Source organism: Veronia nyctiphanis (assembly GCF_004116385.1).
GTDB classification, from domain to species: domain Bacteria; phylum Pseudomonadota; class Gammaproteobacteria; order Enterobacterales; family Vibrionaceae; genus Veronia; species Veronia nyctiphanis.
Genome location: NZ_PEIB01000013.1, coordinates 110493 through 127144, shown reverse-complemented (window position 1 = coordinate 127144; position 16652 = coordinate 110493). Strand labels below are relative to the sequence as shown.

The 16652-nt window shown below is 44.8% G+C and carries 16 protein-coding genes and 1 pseudogene; 7 read left to right on the top strand and 10 right to left on the bottom strand.

Features of this window, described 5'->3' with window-relative positions; all coding sequences use genetic code 11:
• Nucleotides 1-381: 381 nt before the first annotated feature.
• The gene (locus tag CS022_RS12300; RefSeq protein ID WP_161569622.1) at nt 382-2160 is read right to left on the bottom strand and encodes an ABC transporter ATP-binding protein; all 1779 of its coding nucleotides are present in this window, start codon (nt 2158-2160) and stop codon (nt 382-384) included.
• A gap of 806 nt (nt 2161-2966) precedes the next feature.
• Between CS022_RS12300 and CS022_RS12295 the strand changes: the two genes are divergently transcribed.
• Complete coding sequence (locus CS022_RS12295) at nt 2967-4313, top strand: serine hydrolase domain-containing protein (RefSeq protein ID WP_129122513.1); 1347 nt, start codon at nt 2967-2969, stop codon at nt 4311-4313.
• 275 nt (nt 4314-4588) lie between these two features.
• Here the strand turns inward: CS022_RS12295 and CS022_RS12290 are convergent.
• From CS022_RS12290 to CS022_RS12280, 4 genes and pseudogenes are all read right to left on the bottom strand, one after another.
• Nucleotides 4589-5236: pseudogene (locus CS022_RS12290) on the bottom strand (Type 1 glutamine amidotransferase-like domain-containing protein).
• 86 nt (nt 5237-5322) lie between these two features.
• Complete coding sequence (locus CS022_RS28085; RefSeq protein WP_201746270.1) at nt 5323-5562, bottom strand: GNAT family N-acetyltransferase; 240 nt, start codon at nt 5560-5562, stop codon at nt 5323-5325.
• A complete protein-coding gene (locus tag CS022_RS25345) occupies nt 5531-5755 on the bottom strand; it encodes a hypothetical protein (RefSeq protein ID WP_201746269.1) in 225 nt (74 codons plus the stop codon). The genes CS022_RS28085 and CS022_RS25345 overlap by 32 nt, the downstream gene beginning before the upstream one ends.
• A 64-nt stretch (nt 5756-5819) precedes the next feature.
• Nucleotides 5820-6311, bottom strand: a complete 492-nt coding sequence (locus CS022_RS12280; RefSeq protein WP_129122512.1) for an AAA family ATPase — start codon at nt 6309-6311, stop codon at nt 5820-5822.
• A gap of 796 nt (nt 6312-7107) precedes the next feature.
• Here CS022_RS12280 and CS022_RS12275 point away from each other — a divergent pair.
• From CS022_RS12275 to CS022_RS12265, 3 genes are read left to right on the top strand one after another with little or no spacing between them, the layout of a single operon-like run.
• Nucleotides 7108-7737 carry a hypothetical protein gene (locus CS022_RS12275; protein ID WP_129122511.1) on the top strand — a complete coding sequence of 210 codons (630 nt, stop codon included), beginning with the start codon at nt 7108-7110 and terminating at the stop codon, nt 7735-7737.
• Complete coding sequence (locus CS022_RS12270) at nt 7734-8903, top strand: InlB B-repeat-containing protein (RefSeq protein ID WP_129122510.1); 1170 nt, start codon at nt 7734-7736, stop codon at nt 8901-8903. Before CS022_RS12275 ends, CS022_RS12270 begins: the two co-directional genes overlap by 4 nt.
• Nucleotides 8900-9754, top strand: coding sequence for a hypothetical protein (locus CS022_RS12265; protein ID WP_129122509.1), 855 nt, complete (start codon nt 8900-8902; stop codon nt 9752-9754). Before CS022_RS12270 ends, CS022_RS12265 begins: the two co-directional genes overlap by 4 nt.
• An 85-nt stretch (nt 9755-9839) precedes the next feature.
• On the opposite strand, the gene CS022_RS12260 is transcribed toward CS022_RS12265, so the two are convergent.
• From CS022_RS12260 to CS022_RS12245, 4 genes are all read right to left on the bottom strand, one after another.
• The gene (locus CS022_RS12260) at nt 9840-10457 is read right to left on the bottom strand and encodes a YdbC family protein (protein WP_161569621.1); all 618 of its coding nucleotides are present in this window, start codon (nt 10455-10457) and stop codon (nt 9840-9842) included.
• A gap of 60 nt (nt 10458-10517) precedes the next feature.
• Entirely contained in the window at nt 10518-11012 is a 495-nt protein-coding gene (locus CS022_RS12255) for an ASCH domain-containing protein (protein WP_129122507.1), read from the bottom strand.
• Nucleotides 11013-11081: 69 nt separating this feature from the next.
• Complete coding sequence (locus tag CS022_RS12250; RefSeq protein ID WP_129122506.1) at nt 11082-11546, bottom strand: GNAT family N-acetyltransferase; 465 nt, start codon at nt 11544-11546, stop codon at nt 11082-11084.
• Between the two features lie 233 nt (nt 11547-11779).
• A complete protein-coding gene (locus CS022_RS12245; RefSeq protein WP_129122505.1) occupies nt 11780-12274 on the bottom strand; it encodes a hypothetical protein in 495 nt (164 codons plus the stop codon).
• A gap of 287 nt (nt 12275-12561) precedes the next feature.
• Between CS022_RS12245 and CS022_RS12240 the strand changes: the two genes are divergently transcribed.
• From CS022_RS12240 to CS022_RS12230, 3 genes are all read left to right on the top strand, one after another.
• Nucleotides 12562-12774 (top strand): hypothetical protein, encoded by a 213-nt coding sequence (locus tag CS022_RS12240; protein WP_129122504.1) that lies wholly within the window; start codon nt 12562-12564, stop codon nt 12772-12774.
• The gene (locus CS022_RS12235) at nt 12714-14195 is read left to right on the top strand and encodes a patatin-like phospholipase family protein (RefSeq protein WP_328590353.1); all 1482 of its coding nucleotides are present in this window, start codon (nt 12714-12716) and stop codon (nt 14193-14195) included. Before CS022_RS12240 ends, CS022_RS12235 begins: the two co-directional genes overlap by 61 nt.
• 205 nt (nt 14196-14400) lie before the next feature.
• Complete coding sequence (locus CS022_RS12230) at nt 14401-16185, top strand: ABC transporter ATP-binding protein (protein ID WP_129122502.1); 1785 nt, start codon at nt 14401-14403, stop codon at nt 16183-16185.
• 56 nt (nt 16186-16241) lie between these two features.
• Here the strand turns inward: CS022_RS12230 and CS022_RS12225 are convergent, their stop codons facing one another.
• Complete coding sequence (locus CS022_RS12225; RefSeq protein WP_235869484.1) at nt 16242-16592, bottom strand: putative quinol monooxygenase; 351 nt, start codon at nt 16590-16592, stop codon at nt 16242-16244.
• Nucleotides 16593-16652 lie beyond the last annotated feature (60 nt).

Sequence of the window (16652 nt, the reverse complement as noted above, 5' to 3'; positions counted from 1 at the left end):
CTTTGGTGGAGACTTTACCACCTTAAATGGTGTCCGGGTTCATTAAACCACTACAAACAGAGTCTTGCTGAGTCAAAGCATAAGGAACCCACGGAAGAAAAACTGACAATTCAGCTTTGCTTTCAATGATTGCTTCCAGCATATCAGGTTGAAGTTCCATCGAAGGTGGAAGAAGTTTTAACCTCTCAGTTTCCATTCGTTGTATTTACCTTTTAGACTTATAACGCCTGCCAGCGCAGGCAAAATATAGTGGGGCGTTTTTTTGCCCTGTGGCTGCATTTGTTAGTTACCTCTGCAATTCTCTCACCGTAATCGTCAATTAACATCACTAACGAACTGCTGACAAAATGAACTTGAAGGTTCAACAGATCCTCTAACGCGCTAAGCAATATTTTGAGCCGCCTTGTTGTCATACCAGGACGATTGGGCTAAGTACATTTGAGCATATTGGCCCTTTAGAGCCATAAGTTTATGATGGTCGCCGACTTCTATGGTACGGCCCTCTTTGAGCACTACTATCTTGTCTGCTAACTTGGTGGAACCTAGCCTGTGAGTGATCATTAAGCTGGATTTTCCTTGGCAAATCTTCGCAAACAATTGATATAGTTCTGATTCCACTAACGGATCCAGAGCGGCGGTGGGTTCATCCAGAACCATCAAGCTGTTAGATTTGGCCAAGGCGCGCGCGATGGCTAATTTTTGCCATTGGCCACCGGAGAGATCTGTGTTGCCAAACTGTTTGCCCAAGCGTGTATCGAGTCCTTGCGGTAAGCTGGCAAACCAATTGTCCAAACCAACTTGTGTCAATAGTTGTTTAAGTTGGTCGTCGCTAAAATTTGGGTTAGCAAAGATCAAATTCTCGCGCACACTGTATTGATACTGCCCAAACTGCTGGAATACCGGAGAGATCAACGAGCGCCATTGTTCGAGATCATATTCCTGTAAGGGCTTGTTGTTTAGATAAATAGTTCCAGACGTTGGATCAAGAAAGCGCAGCAAGAGTTTGACTATGGTTGATTTACCGCTGCCATTAGGGCCAACCAAGGCGATGTTTTCACCCCAGTTCCAAGTGAAGCTGATCTTATCAAGTACGAGTGGTCCCCCCTCATAGGCAAAGCTGACATCTTCGAAGCGTATGTTTACCTCTTGCTGGGGAACTAAGGGCAAGGGGGGCTTCGCCAACTGAATCTTTGCTTGAATAGCCTGTACGCGGAATATGGCATTGAAGTTGAGTAGGTAATAGGTGACAACATTAACCCCTTCTAACAGGGCTTCCAGTCTGCTTTGGATCCCGTAAAGGCTTTGCAATACCACTACAATCGCCGCAGCGCTGATCAATCCAGCTTGAAAATCTTGTAATACCAACAGCAGGCTGATCACCGAGCCAAGTTGCAGGATTAGTAAGGTAGGGATGGGGTAGCTGGTACTTTTAAATCGAGCAGATTTTAGTTGCCTATTAAGCTTGTCGAAATGCAGCTGGGTTTTGTCCACCAAGTAGTTACCCAGTGAAAAGAAACGTGATTCTTTGCTAATAGCCTCATCATTTAACGAAAGAGAACAATATTGGATTTCCTTCCAAGGCTCAGTGTTTAATCGTGCGTTCCAATGGTTGTACTTGGCCAAGAACTTCATCATTAAAGCATGTGGCAGTAATGCGGCCAGCATGATCAGGCCAACTAACCAACTTACCTGCAGTACTATGGCTATCAGTGCCACACTGGTGATCAAGTTTTCGACGATACGGCCGCAAGTAGAGATAAAGTTTCCGGGCGTGTATTCCAGGCAGCGTTGTACAAAGCTGACGTCGTCGTGGAAAGATTTCGATTCCAACATGGTGAGATCGGGTGTTTGGTGCAACTTACCGATAAGATCTGACTGTAGTTGCTTTAATGAAACATCGGCGATGGCATATTGAAAGTAGGTATGCCAGGGAGTGACTGCACTGGCTATGGTTAAGCTAAGCAGCCACATGGCACCTAGTTTGATTTGATGCCACATGGAGGCGTCTTCAAAGACTAGGATTTCATCGATAATTTGCCCAGTCAACCAAACGGTAAACGGAAAAGAAAGTGCACGCAAAATCAGCAGAGTAAGCCATGCAAAGCTATATAGTGGACTTTGTCCGAAGGTTATGGTGCAGGCTTGAAGAAAAGAACTCATATTAGATTTTAGTATTCTCATTTTTATTGTGAAAAGCCAAGAAATAAACATGTCACCATTACTAAGTAAGAACAAAGGCCAAACTTGGTGATGTTAATTTTTGATAGATCCCTTTTCATTTACAATTCCTTAAACCACATAACGCCTGCCAGCACAGGCAAAAAATGGCGGAGCAGTTTTTTGTCCTGTGGCTGCATTTGTTAGCCCTTGTTCCACGTCTTTCGCGGATTGCCGCCAGCAACTATAGAAAAAGCTACCGCATTTCACTTTGCCACAAACCGTGTTTAAGCCACCAAGAGACAACAACCTGATTTTGAATTCAAATGCGTGATTGGAATTTCAGACACGTCACTCAAACAAAGGTTGTTCGCGGGATTGCTAACACCAGACGAGATAGAGCAGATTTGGACAGAATAAAGTTGGCAAGATGACTTAGGCGATTGAGTTTTTGATAATAAAAACTAATGGGTTCTTGGCTTAGTGCTGCATGGTCTAGTTTTTGGGGAGCAGGTCAGCAGTCCAAAACCCACCTTCAAAACTCTAGCGGATATTTGACGAACGGGGGAATCCATGTAGCCCTGTTAAGGGGCTGACTTTTCTACACAAATCCTAAATCTAGGCTACAAAGCCTGAGCCGTACCACTGAGTAATTAGCTATGAAAGCAAGGTTTTGACGAAAAAATTGACAGCACGTCGGCGTCTTGAGGTGAAATGAATGCGAGCTATGTTCGAATAGCATACGTCAACATTTCCATGGGCATCGGTGTCTGTGTACGCTTCATACGTTAATTGACAAGGAGAGTACGATGACAAGTTCAATATGGCATGAAGTGTCGACAGTCGCGACCGAAGTGTCTGAAAATAATCCTCAGGTTGCCGATAGTCAGGCGATGATATTGAACCGATACTTTTCAGAACTGGCGAAGCATAAAAAGTATCTGGGAAGCGCAGCGATATATCAAAACGGGATGAGGCAGTATCATCATACGCTTGGACTGAATGAAAACGGTGAGACCGTCAGTTCAGAACAGACTTTGAGGTACCGGATCGGCTCTATCACTAAAACCTTTACCAGTGTGCTTATTTTCACGCTGATTGAAAAAGGTATGTTATGTCTAGAGACAAAGCTATCGACGTTTTATCCGAATATTCCTCATGCCGATAGCATTGCTATCGCTCAGCTGCTTGGCCACACCAGTGGTGTCAAAAGCTTCACTAATGTACCCGATTTTGAAGCGTTTGAGAGCACCCGGCAAGATGTAGAGACGATCATTCAATGGATAGAAAGTCTCGAGCCACAGTTTGATCCAGGACGTCAGGCTGAGTACAGCAACAGTAATTACTACTTACTGGGGCAAATCATTGAGATTGTCACAGCAGAAAACTATCAGCAAAACCTGAAGAAATATATTACGGACAAGTTGGGTTTAATGGATACATATTTTGGCGGAGATATTAATACCGACTCCCGAGAAGTCCATTCCTATAAAATGCAGAATAACCAGTGGATACAGATATCGAAACCAGCTCATATGAGTGTCCCGCATGGTGCAGGGGCAGTGATCTCTTCCACGCATGATTTAAGTGTCTTTATTCATGCTTTATTCAGCGGGCAACTGATCAGTGAATCATCACTACAGTCGATGTTTGAAATACAGAATGATATGGGAAAAGGCATATTTAAGAGTGAAGTCAATGGCAGGGTCGTTTATGGACACACTGGTTCGATTGATGACTTTATCTCATTGCTGTTTTACGATTTTGAGTCGAAGGTGAGTGTGTGCGTATTGGCCAACGGTGCGGTTGTTGGTCCTCGAGCTATCGCTGATGAGTTACTTGCTGCGGCGTATGGGGAAGAAGTCACCCTGCCTGATTTTAGTTGTATTAAGCTTTCCGGTGATGAACTGAGTCACTACACCGGGAAATATACCAGTGAAACTGCACCTGTGGATATTGATATTTTCATTCACGGATCAACGCTGATGTTGCAAATGACAGGGGAGGATCCAGCGCCTTTGGTTGCTAAGTCTACGGCTGAGTTTGAGTTTTTGGAGCATCCTGTCTCTGTGGTATTTGAGGCGGGGTTACGTCAGTTTACGCTCAAGCAAGGGATCCATTCTGATATTTTTGTGTGGCATGAACCCTGCGATTGAAATAATTGGGCTGCCAATCGAGTTATTTCTTGTTCCCACTAGGAATTTCCTCTCAGGGGCCTTATGAGGTGTTTGTTGGAAGAATGGCTCAGCACATTCTTCCTCAAGGCTTTCATGTCGGAGGACATTAAAGTTTGAAACTCTTCTTTTGTGTGGATCTTGTTTTTGTCCAGTGAATAGCCACTGACTTGATAGACACATTTGAGTTAGGCACGATGATGGGCGATTTACGTCTTACTGAAGGTGTTTTTGATTAACTCGAAAGCGATAGTCGTTTATTTGAGTGCATTTTCGATAAACACTTTGGCGTCATTTTTGCTGGTAACTGATTGATAAAAATGACCATTAACAAAGTGTAATGCTGCATAGTTACTAATGCCATAGCATGGTACGCTGCAATTATTTTGAGAAAAATCTGAAAATAGATCAGCCTTTGCATCACTGCCAGTAAAGTGTGCGGAAGCCAACCCACGAAGGAAGCCCAAACCATCTATAACCGTATATTCCTCTGGATTACTGTCTGTAATACCATGCTCAAACCAACATATAGCTCCCGCACTCATTCCGCACAATACGATACCGCTTTCGTAACATTCTCTGAGTATCTTATCGATACCCCACTCTCGCCAAATAGCTAGCATTGACCGTGTATTCCCACCACCAACATAAATGACATCTTACTCCTGCAACTTTGACCGCCAATTTAGGTCTGGTTTGAATAATGGAAAATGGGTTAGATTGGAGCTAAGACCAGAGTCATAGAATCGTTGAATTGCTTCATCGGCATCACCAGTTGCAGTAGGGATATAGCAAACCTTAGGGTCTTCTTTCCCCGTAAGATCTAGAGCATAACGATCTAACTTACTTTGCACCTCTCCCATCATCCAACCACCGCCGCCCAAAGCTACGATGTGTTTATCCATAAACTCTAATCCGATGTGATACGCCCTCTAACGCTGCCATAAACGGCGAGCAATTTTTGCTAAAGGGACGATGTTTGATGGCATTGTTATGTGACTTTACGCTTGATGTAATTAGCACCCTGCTCGTAGGCTTTTTGGTATCCGTTTTTTTCGTAAAACCTGCCAGCACTCGCTGTATCGGTGAACAGCCGTATCTCACTGAAGTGATCAAATGCAAAAGCTTCGATTCGCTTTAATAAGCGGGCCCCAACACCGTACCCTCTATGCGACTGTTTCACGTAAAATCGACGAAGCCTACCAACTGCCCCCCGATACCTCTTGCACATTGATGCCACCTATAGCTATCAGAACATTAGCTTCGAATACAGCGAATAAGGCTTCACCGTCGTTACTAAAGGTGTTTACACGACTATCGAAATCAGATTTCAGCCGGGTAAGAAACCGAAATCCTTCCCTCTCACTTTCATTGACTAACGACATGATTTGGCTGGGTAGTTCGTAAACTCTCTCTATTCTCATGCTGCTCACTTAGTCACATAACCCCTGCCTGCACAGTCAGTTTTTTGTCCTGTGGCTGCATTTGTTAGTTACCTCGGCAATTCTCTGACCTAACGCGGAAAACACTTTCGTTTGGCGTTGGAGGCTCAAACCAAGTCCAGAACATATCTAACATTGCGGGTGTCATTTTATATGACTTGCCATTTGAATCTGAATTTCGCGCAAACGCTCTTTCCTTGCATGTATCAAAGGAGACATCTAGATAATGAACCTCACTCTCAACACCCGCTTTTGAGGCCCAGCTGCTAAAGTTATCTCGATCAGATTTGGACCAAAAACCAAAGTCAAAAATAACCGGAACTCCGAGAGAAGTTAGTTTTAGCGCAGAATCTTTGAATAACTCTTGAAGAGTAGCCAAACGGCTGTCGAAGACTTCGCGCTCCATATGCTCACCATACAAAGGGATCATCCATTCATCTATAGAGAAACGGAAAGCTCCATGTCTATCAGCAAGTACTTTGGAGTAGGTAGTTTTACCCGAGCCTATAAAGCCACATACGAAGTAAACTTTAGCCATAATTCCTTTCAAGCTTAATGGGCATCGACGTGCTCAATATAAACCGAGCCTACCAAGCGTTAAATCAGTTGTTGTCGATACTGCGTGCCTCCCCTAGAAATCACCGACCTACCCTCCCATTTCGGTAGGTCAGCCCTCTGGTACACCCAAAAACATCATATGTACCAAGATTTCGCCTATTTCCACTACTAAGGTGTACCATGATAAAAATCAGTTACTTATAACATAAATTGCATCCATCCTGACTTCATCACTTTCCTTGGTACACCTCTAACCCATTGAAAAAACTCATGGTACACCTGCTACACATAGGTGTACCAAGGTGTAGCAGCGTAACCTGTTGAATTTAAAGGTTGGTACACGTGGTACACCTCAAAAACAACGTATAGGGCTAGGATTCAGGAAGAGGGAAATAGGGGGGCGCGTTTCACGACTCCCTTGGATGGGGTAACGAATCGTGACGCCATAGACCTCAGCTAGGAAGCGATACTGTTTCTGGCATCCGTCATATTTCCTCGTCAAACAGAAGTATCTCGATCTAGTCGGTCAACTCAATCACAAATCCCTTTGGCTCGCAAAATACTCGAAAGAGGAGACCACGAGTAATGTGGATGCTTATCGAATAAACTTGAGTACCGTCTTATTTCGGGTTTGAAGTGTGGAAACAGAGAGCGAGAAACTCCTATAAATGCGAAAAGGCAACGAGGCTATTTAAGTTTCAGTCACCTCTCGGCTATTGAGTATATGCTTATTAAATAGTGGGTTATTTAATAGTTTTATATTAGGCATAGTCGGTATGAAAATTTTACTCTCCGCCCTTTTGTTTTCTTATTTACTTGCGGGTTGTGATAATCAGGGAAGCTCAACCACTCCGACACGCTCAGGTGATACTGATTCTAAATTAGACAATCAGAACCTCTTCGTTGTTGGTTTTTCTATTGAAGGAGAGGGTTCAGGATACTTCTCTGGTAATAAAACGCTGACTAAATCAGACTCGGCGCAGTTCAAAGAAAGTGACAGCACTCACATAGAGTTAGTTGTATCCGAACACCACTATATCGAGTCGGCAACAGGCTGTGACGGTTCGCTGACCAAAGACGGGTATACAATCAGCAACGTCATAAAAGATTGTCATGTCGACATCAACATAAAACCCTCCGTTTTCACAATCACTTCAGATAAAACTGGTCAGGGAACCATCAGCCCAACGTCGTTTGACTTAGCCTATGGTGATTCGAAAACCTTCACTGCTTCACCCAATGAGCACCATTCACTTGCCAGCTTTTCAGGATGCGACGGCACGCGAAATGGAGACAAACTTGTCGTCAGCGCGATAACAAATACCTGCGAGATCAAAGCGGAATTCAAACCAACCCTTTACAAAATTACGTCAAGTACGACTGGCGAGGGAGCCATCAGCCAGTGACCTATGACTTGACACATAGTGACTTGAAAACGTTTACCGCTTCCCCTGATGAGCATCATTCGCTTGTCAATTTTTCAGGATGCGGCGGTACGCGTGACGGGGACAGTCTAGTGATCAGCGCTTTAACAGATAACTGCGAGATCAAAGCGGAATTCCAACCCAAACTTTATAAGATCACCTCGAACCTGAGTGGTCAAGGGTCCATCAGTCCAGCGGCGTTTGACTTGGCTTACGGGGATTCGAAAACGTTCACAGCTACGCCGGATAAACACCATTCGCTTCTCAGTATTTCAGGTTGTGGCGGTACGCGAGACGGAGACAGCCTAGTCATCAGCGAGCTAACGAATAACTGTGAGATCATAGCGGAATTCCAACCTAAACACACAATCTTCACAGTGAAAGACACGACCGAAATTAGCCGCAACTACTTTGATGGGTATGACATCGATGATATTCATATTGTTCATCACACCCCCGGCATGATTGAGCTGGTAAACAACACGCCCAGATATGTGCACCACCCCCTCATTCAGTTGGATGACAGCATTGTGAAGGTGAATAAGCTAATCGCCCCATTTACTCGTTTGCATATTGAACTTCCCACCCAGTTCAGTGAGAAACTGTCCAAAGCTCACTTCATAGAAGAGCAGCCTTTCTTCAAAGCGAAAGTTAAGGAATACGTGGATATTAAGCCGGCTCAAGCCAAATATGCGATGCCGACTGAGCTCAATACCTATCAGTATGAAAAGGAAATACGTGGTCTTAAACAGGTTTTCAATAACTACAGCTATAACTATGAATTCATTTCCTTTATTGAAGGGTACATGAATAAATCTTTACGGTTTAGTCGCCAATTCCATGAGGATGAGTGGTGTGAGACACATGATACGGTGCATACACGTGCGTTATCGCCGTCTGACGATGACATATCGTTCAAACCCAACGATAACTCTGAAAATACGGTAAAGCATATTAGCATGCTTGCGAATAAGCCTCGGCCAAGTACACCATGCTTACGTCTTCAGCCAACGGAGTCGCAACCGTTGGTAATGGGTGGCTCAGCGTTCGTGATTTCAGACTGTTCAAAGAGGGGGCAACTCGCCCGAAGACCACCTTCATGCATGAGAAAATGCACAACCATGGATTTTCTCACAAAGGTGGCATGACGTACGGATATCCAGCGAAAACAGGTGATTTTGTCAGAGACCATTGGAATCACTTTTATATTGACAGTCATGTCGAGCAAAATACGCCGACGCTGGCAGTGATGCACGAAAGCACGGATCTTGGCGATGAAGTCAAAGTAACGATCCAGTTACTCGATAAAGAGGGTGGCTCTGAATCAACACGAGGCATCGACAAGTTTATGTTACTGGCAACAGATACTCTAAAACTTAGCCGGGCAGAGTTTAATGATGGTAATGGCCAACAACAGAACATCGAGCCAAGCCGTGTGGTGGCTGATGGCAATACCTACATCTTTGAGAACATACCTACTTTAAAGGCGCAAACACTTGGTGATGTGAATGACAAGACACCGCCTGAAAATACACTCAGTCTAGTATTTGAAAAGCCAACCAGTGCAGTGTCTTCGAAGGAAGAAGCACCCACTTCATTGATCTTTATTGGCGGTAGCAATGATGATTTCTTCCAACAAGCGAACCTTGCGCTAAATTATCCAGGCTCATTTGGGTACCCCTACAAAAATAATCAGATCGTGTATTCCTCCAGACATCAGATACTCAATGGTAATAACAAGTTTGAGGAAAAGCATAAGCTGTTCACACCTCAGCGGGCAGAGGAGTTTTGCGCGGAGAAGGGCATGACGCTAGGGTTACTCGAACCTTTTAAAAGTAAAGCGATGATGTCTTTCCAAACAAAGTTCTTGAAGTACGGAACTCAAGTTGGCCTCTCTCACGAAACAGGTTTGCCTATCGCGGTAAGCGTACCGACTACATATTTAAAGAATAAAATCAAAGAGACCGACAAAGGCGCCGTCATAGTTTGTAAGGAATAGTGAAAGCGACCGACCAGCTTGAACCCTTAACCACAACACAATGACCCACGCGCCATTCTTTGTGTCAGAAATTTCATCGGCGCTGCTACAATGGAGAGACCTTCCATGCGGCCTCTTCATTTACCCTCCATTCGGATACATTGCCTGATTGCTCTGCGCCTCTGATACGACAGGGAGTGATTCTTCTATCCCCTTTAAAATGCGAGTATGAACGCCAGAAGGTAGCGACAAGAAAACAATCGTCGGCTGATATACCCCTAGCCAGAAAGCCACCAAGCATGCCATCAGACGCTTTGGGTTCAGGATTTTCTGTATTTAGGATATCGTGGGTGAATCGATTTACATGCTGAATTTGTCGATACAATGTCAAATGAATGAAAGATCTATTTGGCTGGATGACATTATCCACTATCGGCTGAATATTCTTTACCTTTTCAAAGTAATGAACATCGCAATAGCGATAGGTGCGTTGTTGATGACTTTTCAATGCGAGAGCATCATGGACAGATTCCATAAACGCCGAAACATGTTTTTTTGAGCGCCACTGGCCCAAGACCAAAGCCTCACCGTCTTCAGACCAACCTCCGCATTGGCCTTCGAAGCCGTCACATCCTTTAAGCTCACTCCAAACTGATTGTCCTTGAGAGAAAGACTCTTTTTGGCCTTCAGTGACCGCACATCTTATAAGTTTTATTATCGACAAAGTCCGTCTCAATGCCCGTTGAAAAGTAGTAAGAGAATAGCGCTTCCGTCATTAACCATCTTAGGTTTGGGAAATGCTTAACTTCATCTCTTGGCTGTAGACGACCTTAAAGTGTTCTAAAACGAGCAACATGTCTTCGCTGGGCTGGATACCTAACTCATCGCATTCTTTCGAGAAGAAATTCCAATGCGCTTTTCGCCACCACGCCAAGCTTTTATCTCCCTCGCCCTCTTCCTCGGCAAAACTTTCTGGTACATCACTATATTTGCACCTTGATACTGAGGTGATTTCGACAATACAGACAGGGTTGCCCTGCCAGTCAGTCACAACCTGAAGGTGCCCGACTTCAGGCATTTTTTCACCTTCATGGCTATACCAGTAATCCATGCTGCATGACGCTCGCTTCTCGCCATGGAGAATCAATTGGGCGCATAAGTTGGCGTTGTATTCGTCAGCGCAAAAATAATCGGCACTGAATGAGGTATATTTGCTCAGTGATTCAGCAGGTAGAGTATCTAGGTACGCTTCCAAATACTGCTGACTTCTCTTGTCCATATTTTCACTCATCCACAAAGTAGTTGTGCTTTTAAGCCTGCGGGATTACTTATCAATCAATTCTGTTGGCTATTCGTGAGTTAAGTCGAGCTCCATATAAACACTCAACGGGTCGAACTGATAGCTGCCAAATTCGCACCGTTTCTTGAACCCAAAACGTGTGTAGAGATGAATCGCTTCAGGCTGTTTAACGCCTGTTTCCAGTCGAATAGCATGGAATCTTTCTTTTTTGGCGTACTTTATGAGGGCGTTTATTATCGACTTGGAAATACCTTTTCCACGATACTTAGGCTTAACATAGATGCGTTTTAATTCGCCATATACGCCGTCATCGCGCTTGTGAACAATTGCACCACAACCTGCAAGTTCTTCACCTTCATGCATTCCGATGAAATAAACATCGTCACTCAACAATTCCTCGGCTGACAACAACTGATTGCTTTCAGCAGGATACAGTGAGTTCATCAATGTATCGATATCCTCAATGACCGATATGACCTCTTCTGAATGAGGGTTTAACTCAATTACTTCCATGTATTTTCTTAAGGCTCCTTACTTCAAAACCGATACGCAGAAGCCACTATAGATCACACCATGATCTCACTACACAAAACGAATGCACGAATGCGTCCCTAATCGAAAATTCTCATTTGCTTTATTACTTAGGGTGTTAATGAAATTTGATTGGGAAAAGTAAAAGGTATGCCTGTCATTGAATCGAACCAAGGTTAACAGGCGATCTCAACCGCCTTTATAAAACCAAACTATTAATATTCAGAGATCATTACCACGGCTTTGCCATAGTTGTTCGTCCACGCAAACGGGAAAATGACATCATTAATTTTAAAATAAAGTGTTTTCCCGACAAAGTTAGGCCGCTGCCGGGTATCCAGTGCCGCAAAATCCTTACGGGATAGACACTCAGCATTATTGTTATTCGGACAAACCATCACCGAGCCTAGACGGATGCTTTTGTTCATGGCAAGAAAGCGTGAAAAGTATTCCTGAATATCGTGTGCCCATGAACGTGTCCAACCATCTACCGTATTAGGCCAAAAAAAGTCACGCCAGTTTTGCTCATCGATAGCGTGAATATCGATGAGATATCGAGTGTTACTTCGAAGCGTCGTTGTGACCTTTGTGAATTCTCTTGCGCCGTCAAACTCGACACTTTCGAGAACATAGGTGGCACTTACCGATGAACTAAACACCGAGATCCATATCAAGACGCCGATTTTTAGAGCTGACCTAACGTTATTCATCCATACACCTCCAATGCACAGTGATTGCTAAAAAAACGCATATTGCGTCGCTTCACCAAGCAACTCTAGTTACCCAAAAGGAAATGCAGTGCGTTGCATTTGCGAAAACACACCTTCAATTTCAAAATGCATCACATCTCATAAGGGATAACTACCTAAATCTCAATTACATACAAAGCATACTCATGTCATCCTTTGACAAATTTTCATCGATTCATTTTCTTTCTGACGCATAAATACTGTACAGATATCAAGACATTTGGAGTTATTTGCCCAAGGAGTAAACAATGACTATCGCGGTAAACGGAAAGAAACGAAAAGTCTGTCTGGTATTACAAGGCGGCGGTGCACTGGGTGCCTATCAGATTGGCGTTTATAAAGCCTACAGGAAGAGATACTTCAGAATGAAGATTTTCACGGTGTTGATTGGTTTGCTGGCATTTCAATTGGTGCGATCAACGCAACGCTGCTCGCCGCTAACAAAGAATCTGATCGCCTGACCACTTTGGAAACGTTTTGGGACAGAATCTCCTACCCGATGACAGACCCTCAGGATAATTTTACAAGCAGTAATTCTAACCTTCAGTGGATGAACTGGGGACAAGGCGTTAACTCAACGTTCGCCAATAACGATACTGATGCTTTGCTGAAATCCATGGAAGCATTCTGGCAGTTTAACCCTTTCATGAAGCAGCTCGTCGAAGCAACAATAAAAAGCACGCCAGCTTACAATCAATCGTTATGGCCGACGCCTTTCACCACCAATGACAAATTGGGTGACATGGGGTATCTGTTCAACTGGATGAATGTAGGCGCATCGCTGATGTTCGGGCAACCTGACTTCTTTACACCGCGGCTGCCATGGGTTGTTGGGCCGCTGACGTCAGCGCCTGGTACGGATGCTGCCACCAGCTTCTATGACACGACGCCTTTGAGAAATACATTGGGCGAGATGTGTGATTTTGATTTGCTGAAAACCAACGAATCAGAACAAGGTAAAGCACGGCTCACTGTCGGCGCAACACGTGTGACTGACGGTGTATTAAAATTCTTCGACAGCGAAGAAGAACTGCTTCCAATGGGACCAGAGCATGCTGTTGCAAGTGGCTCTCTGCCTCCTGCCTTCCCAGCAACGAAAATCGGTGATTACTATTACTGGGATGGTGGTGTCGTCTCTAACACCCCACTTAACGGTATTCTGGATCGTGCAGAGAGAGATGAAGACCTTCTTATTTTTATGGTCGATTTATGGAATCCGAACGGCGAACGCCCGAAGAACTTGTCTGATGTTGAATGGCGACAAAAAGAGATTCAGTATGCCAGTCGTTCTAAAGCCCAAATTGACGCTGTCGTTGCACAACACAATTTCAGGCATTTACAGAGTGTTGTGAAGAGTGGTCAATTAAGTGAAGCCGAGTATGAGAAGGTACATGGTAGAAATATCGACATTGTTCATATTACGTTCGAACCCTTCTCTGACCACACCTGGCTCAGCGACACCGAGTTTTCCCGACGTTCAATCCGAAGAAGAAGCGAGACGGGTTACTCGGATATGAAAGAAGCATTGGCCCACTCTCCGTGGAAAGCGGCACGAAGCAAGAAGCCTCACGAGCACGAGCCAGTTCGCTTCCATACGCGCCTCGATAACGGTGCATGGGGATGTCAGGGTGTTCTGAGCACACCAGAAGAGGCAATCTCTGAAGAACCTGTTTGGCAGCCTGAAGCGGCAACAAAGCCAACAGCTTCAAAGACCAAATCGGCCACCGCATCAAAACCTAAAGCCGCTACAAAAACAGCGACTACAGCAAGAAAGTCTGCAGCAGATAAACCGAAAGCAGCGGCAACCACTAAACCCGCGCAAAAAGCGACATCAACTACCGCGCGTCGCACCACAGCAAAAAAGCCCACCAAGGCTAGCTGATGAAAACAAAAAAACCGCCCGTAGCTGGGCGGTTTTATTTCTTGGCCTTAATTATATCAACAACTTGAGTCATTGGCATCCACCAATTTCGGGCTGGTGCTCTTTGAGCTAACCCCGCCGCATTAACAAAAAACATCGCCCTATTCGGGGGTTAAATCAGCAATATTAGCGCTCCCATCTCTTATGCAGGAGCTCAACACCCATTATGAAAACAACGTTTTCTTTATTGTCCTATATCTTCCGCATGCTCTTTTCAGCTTCGCCAGTTATTGCACTGCTTTTTTTGGTGTTAATGGTTATTCAAGGTTTAATGCCAGCCATCAATATTAAAATCAGTATGATGCTGGGTGACGCCTTTCAGAACGGGGATATACCCCAATGGCTACCCTTGTTATGGGCCGCCACATTTGCTCTACCCATTATTCTTCAACCTCTGATAAACCTCTTTCAACTACTGCTCAATGATAAACTGACACGCAAAGCACAGGTACAAATCATGAAATCTGCTTCGGCAATTCCTGATTTGGCAACACTCGAAAAAACAGAGATCCATGACACTATTGAGGTAATGGCTCGCGAGTCGGCTCATCGACCTTTGGGGATGGTCGTCAATGCGTTTACGCTTCTCCGGGTAGTATTAGTTAGCGTATCCTTGATGGTGGTTCTTGCATCATTGGGGTGGTGGCTGCCAGTGGCACTGATGTTACCGCTATTGCCTCTCAGTTGGTCGACAATTTCCGCTAAACATAAGTTGTTCCTATTCATACTCCGGCACGGTAAGGAGCCTCGTCGCTTCAAGTACTTCCTTCAAACTATTCTGGACCCCAAAAAAGCAGAAGAAACTCGCCTGTTTAAACTTGCACCCTTTTTTATAGAAAAATACCAGCAAAGTTATGACAAATATCTGAAAAGTATTGCCAGTGCCAGAGTTCAAACAGCGATCTCACCACAAAAATGGAGCCTCCTCTATGTCATCAGCCTCGGTATCACCTTCTACTACCTGACCCCAATGATGACCAGTTCAACGTTTAGCGTCGGCGATCTGATGGGTCTGGTACAGTCTCTGGCTTTGTTTTCCGTCAATAGTAGTGTCTTGGCCGTGGTCCTCGGCTCTTTTGGCGACAGCCTGCCGTTTTTCAAAAAAATGAAGGAACTTGAGGATATCGAGCCAGAGATTACGTTCAAATATTACGGTTTACCTTTGCCGGAAGATAAAACTATTCGTTTCCATAACGTCAGTTTTTCTTACCCGGACGGTCGTCCTGCGTTGAAAAATATTTCACTAACGATCAATGACGGTGAGCACATTGCGTTAGTGGGAGAAAATGGCGCTGGGAAAAGTACGCTTATCAAGCTGCTTTGCCGCTTCTACGACCCAACAGAGGGATATATCTCGATTGGCGGTATTGACATTAGAGATCTTGATCTTGACAGCTGGCGCGAATACCTCGGTGCTGTATTCCAGAACTTTGGTCGCTACGACCTGACCATTGAAGAGAACATTGCCCTTGGCAGCACCGCCAGTATGAATAAACCCGAAGTGCTGGCACAGGCGGCACACGATGCAAAATTCCCATTGTCGGATACGCTTTCACTCGATGCACAACTCGGGAAAGAATTTGATGGTACCGATCTCTCCGGCGGGCAGTGGCAGCGTCTTGCATTGGCGCGCTCTTTGGTACGTGAGTGCGGATTGATCATGCTTGATGAGCCGACCAGCGCCATGGACCCAAGGGTGGAAACTGAATTGTTTAAACAATTTGCTGCACTCATGCAGGGAAGAACGGCGCTGATGGTCACACACAGGTTGGGATCAGTGAACATGCTGAACCGGGTTATTGTGCTGAAGCAGGGCGAAATAACGGAAGATGGCAGCCCAGAAGCGCTAAAACAAAGCAACGGAGAATATGCCGAACTTTGGAAACTGCAGGCCGAACAGTACGAAGCCAAAGAATCGTCTGACCAGACCGCACTGGAAGTACCCGCTTAATATCGACTCACTCAATTCATTGGCAGCTCCATGTGGGCTGCCTTTTTATCATCGGCTCAGCCTTTACTTTTCGTCTCGGTATTGCCAGCAACACTCTTGACGCTGTTCAACGCTACCACATCGGCCCGTAAAACAGACTGATCAACCACCAGCCCGTGTATTTGCTCGCGACTTTTCAGGTAATGCGCAGTCTGTTTATGTTCCGCTAGCGCTTCCTGATCGCGATAGACCTCATAGAGATAAAAGGTACTCTCCTCGTCTCTTGCGGCGACAACATCAAACGTCAGACATCCCGGCTCGTCACGAACAGATGCCTCCGCGTTTTCCAACATCGCCTTGAGATAAGCATCTTCTTCACCTGTCACAATCTGGTTTTTCACCACGATGCAGTACATCCCTTTATTCATGACCTGATCCTCACTTTCGTTACATCTTTTCAACAGCCCTCAGGTTAAATTGTATACAAT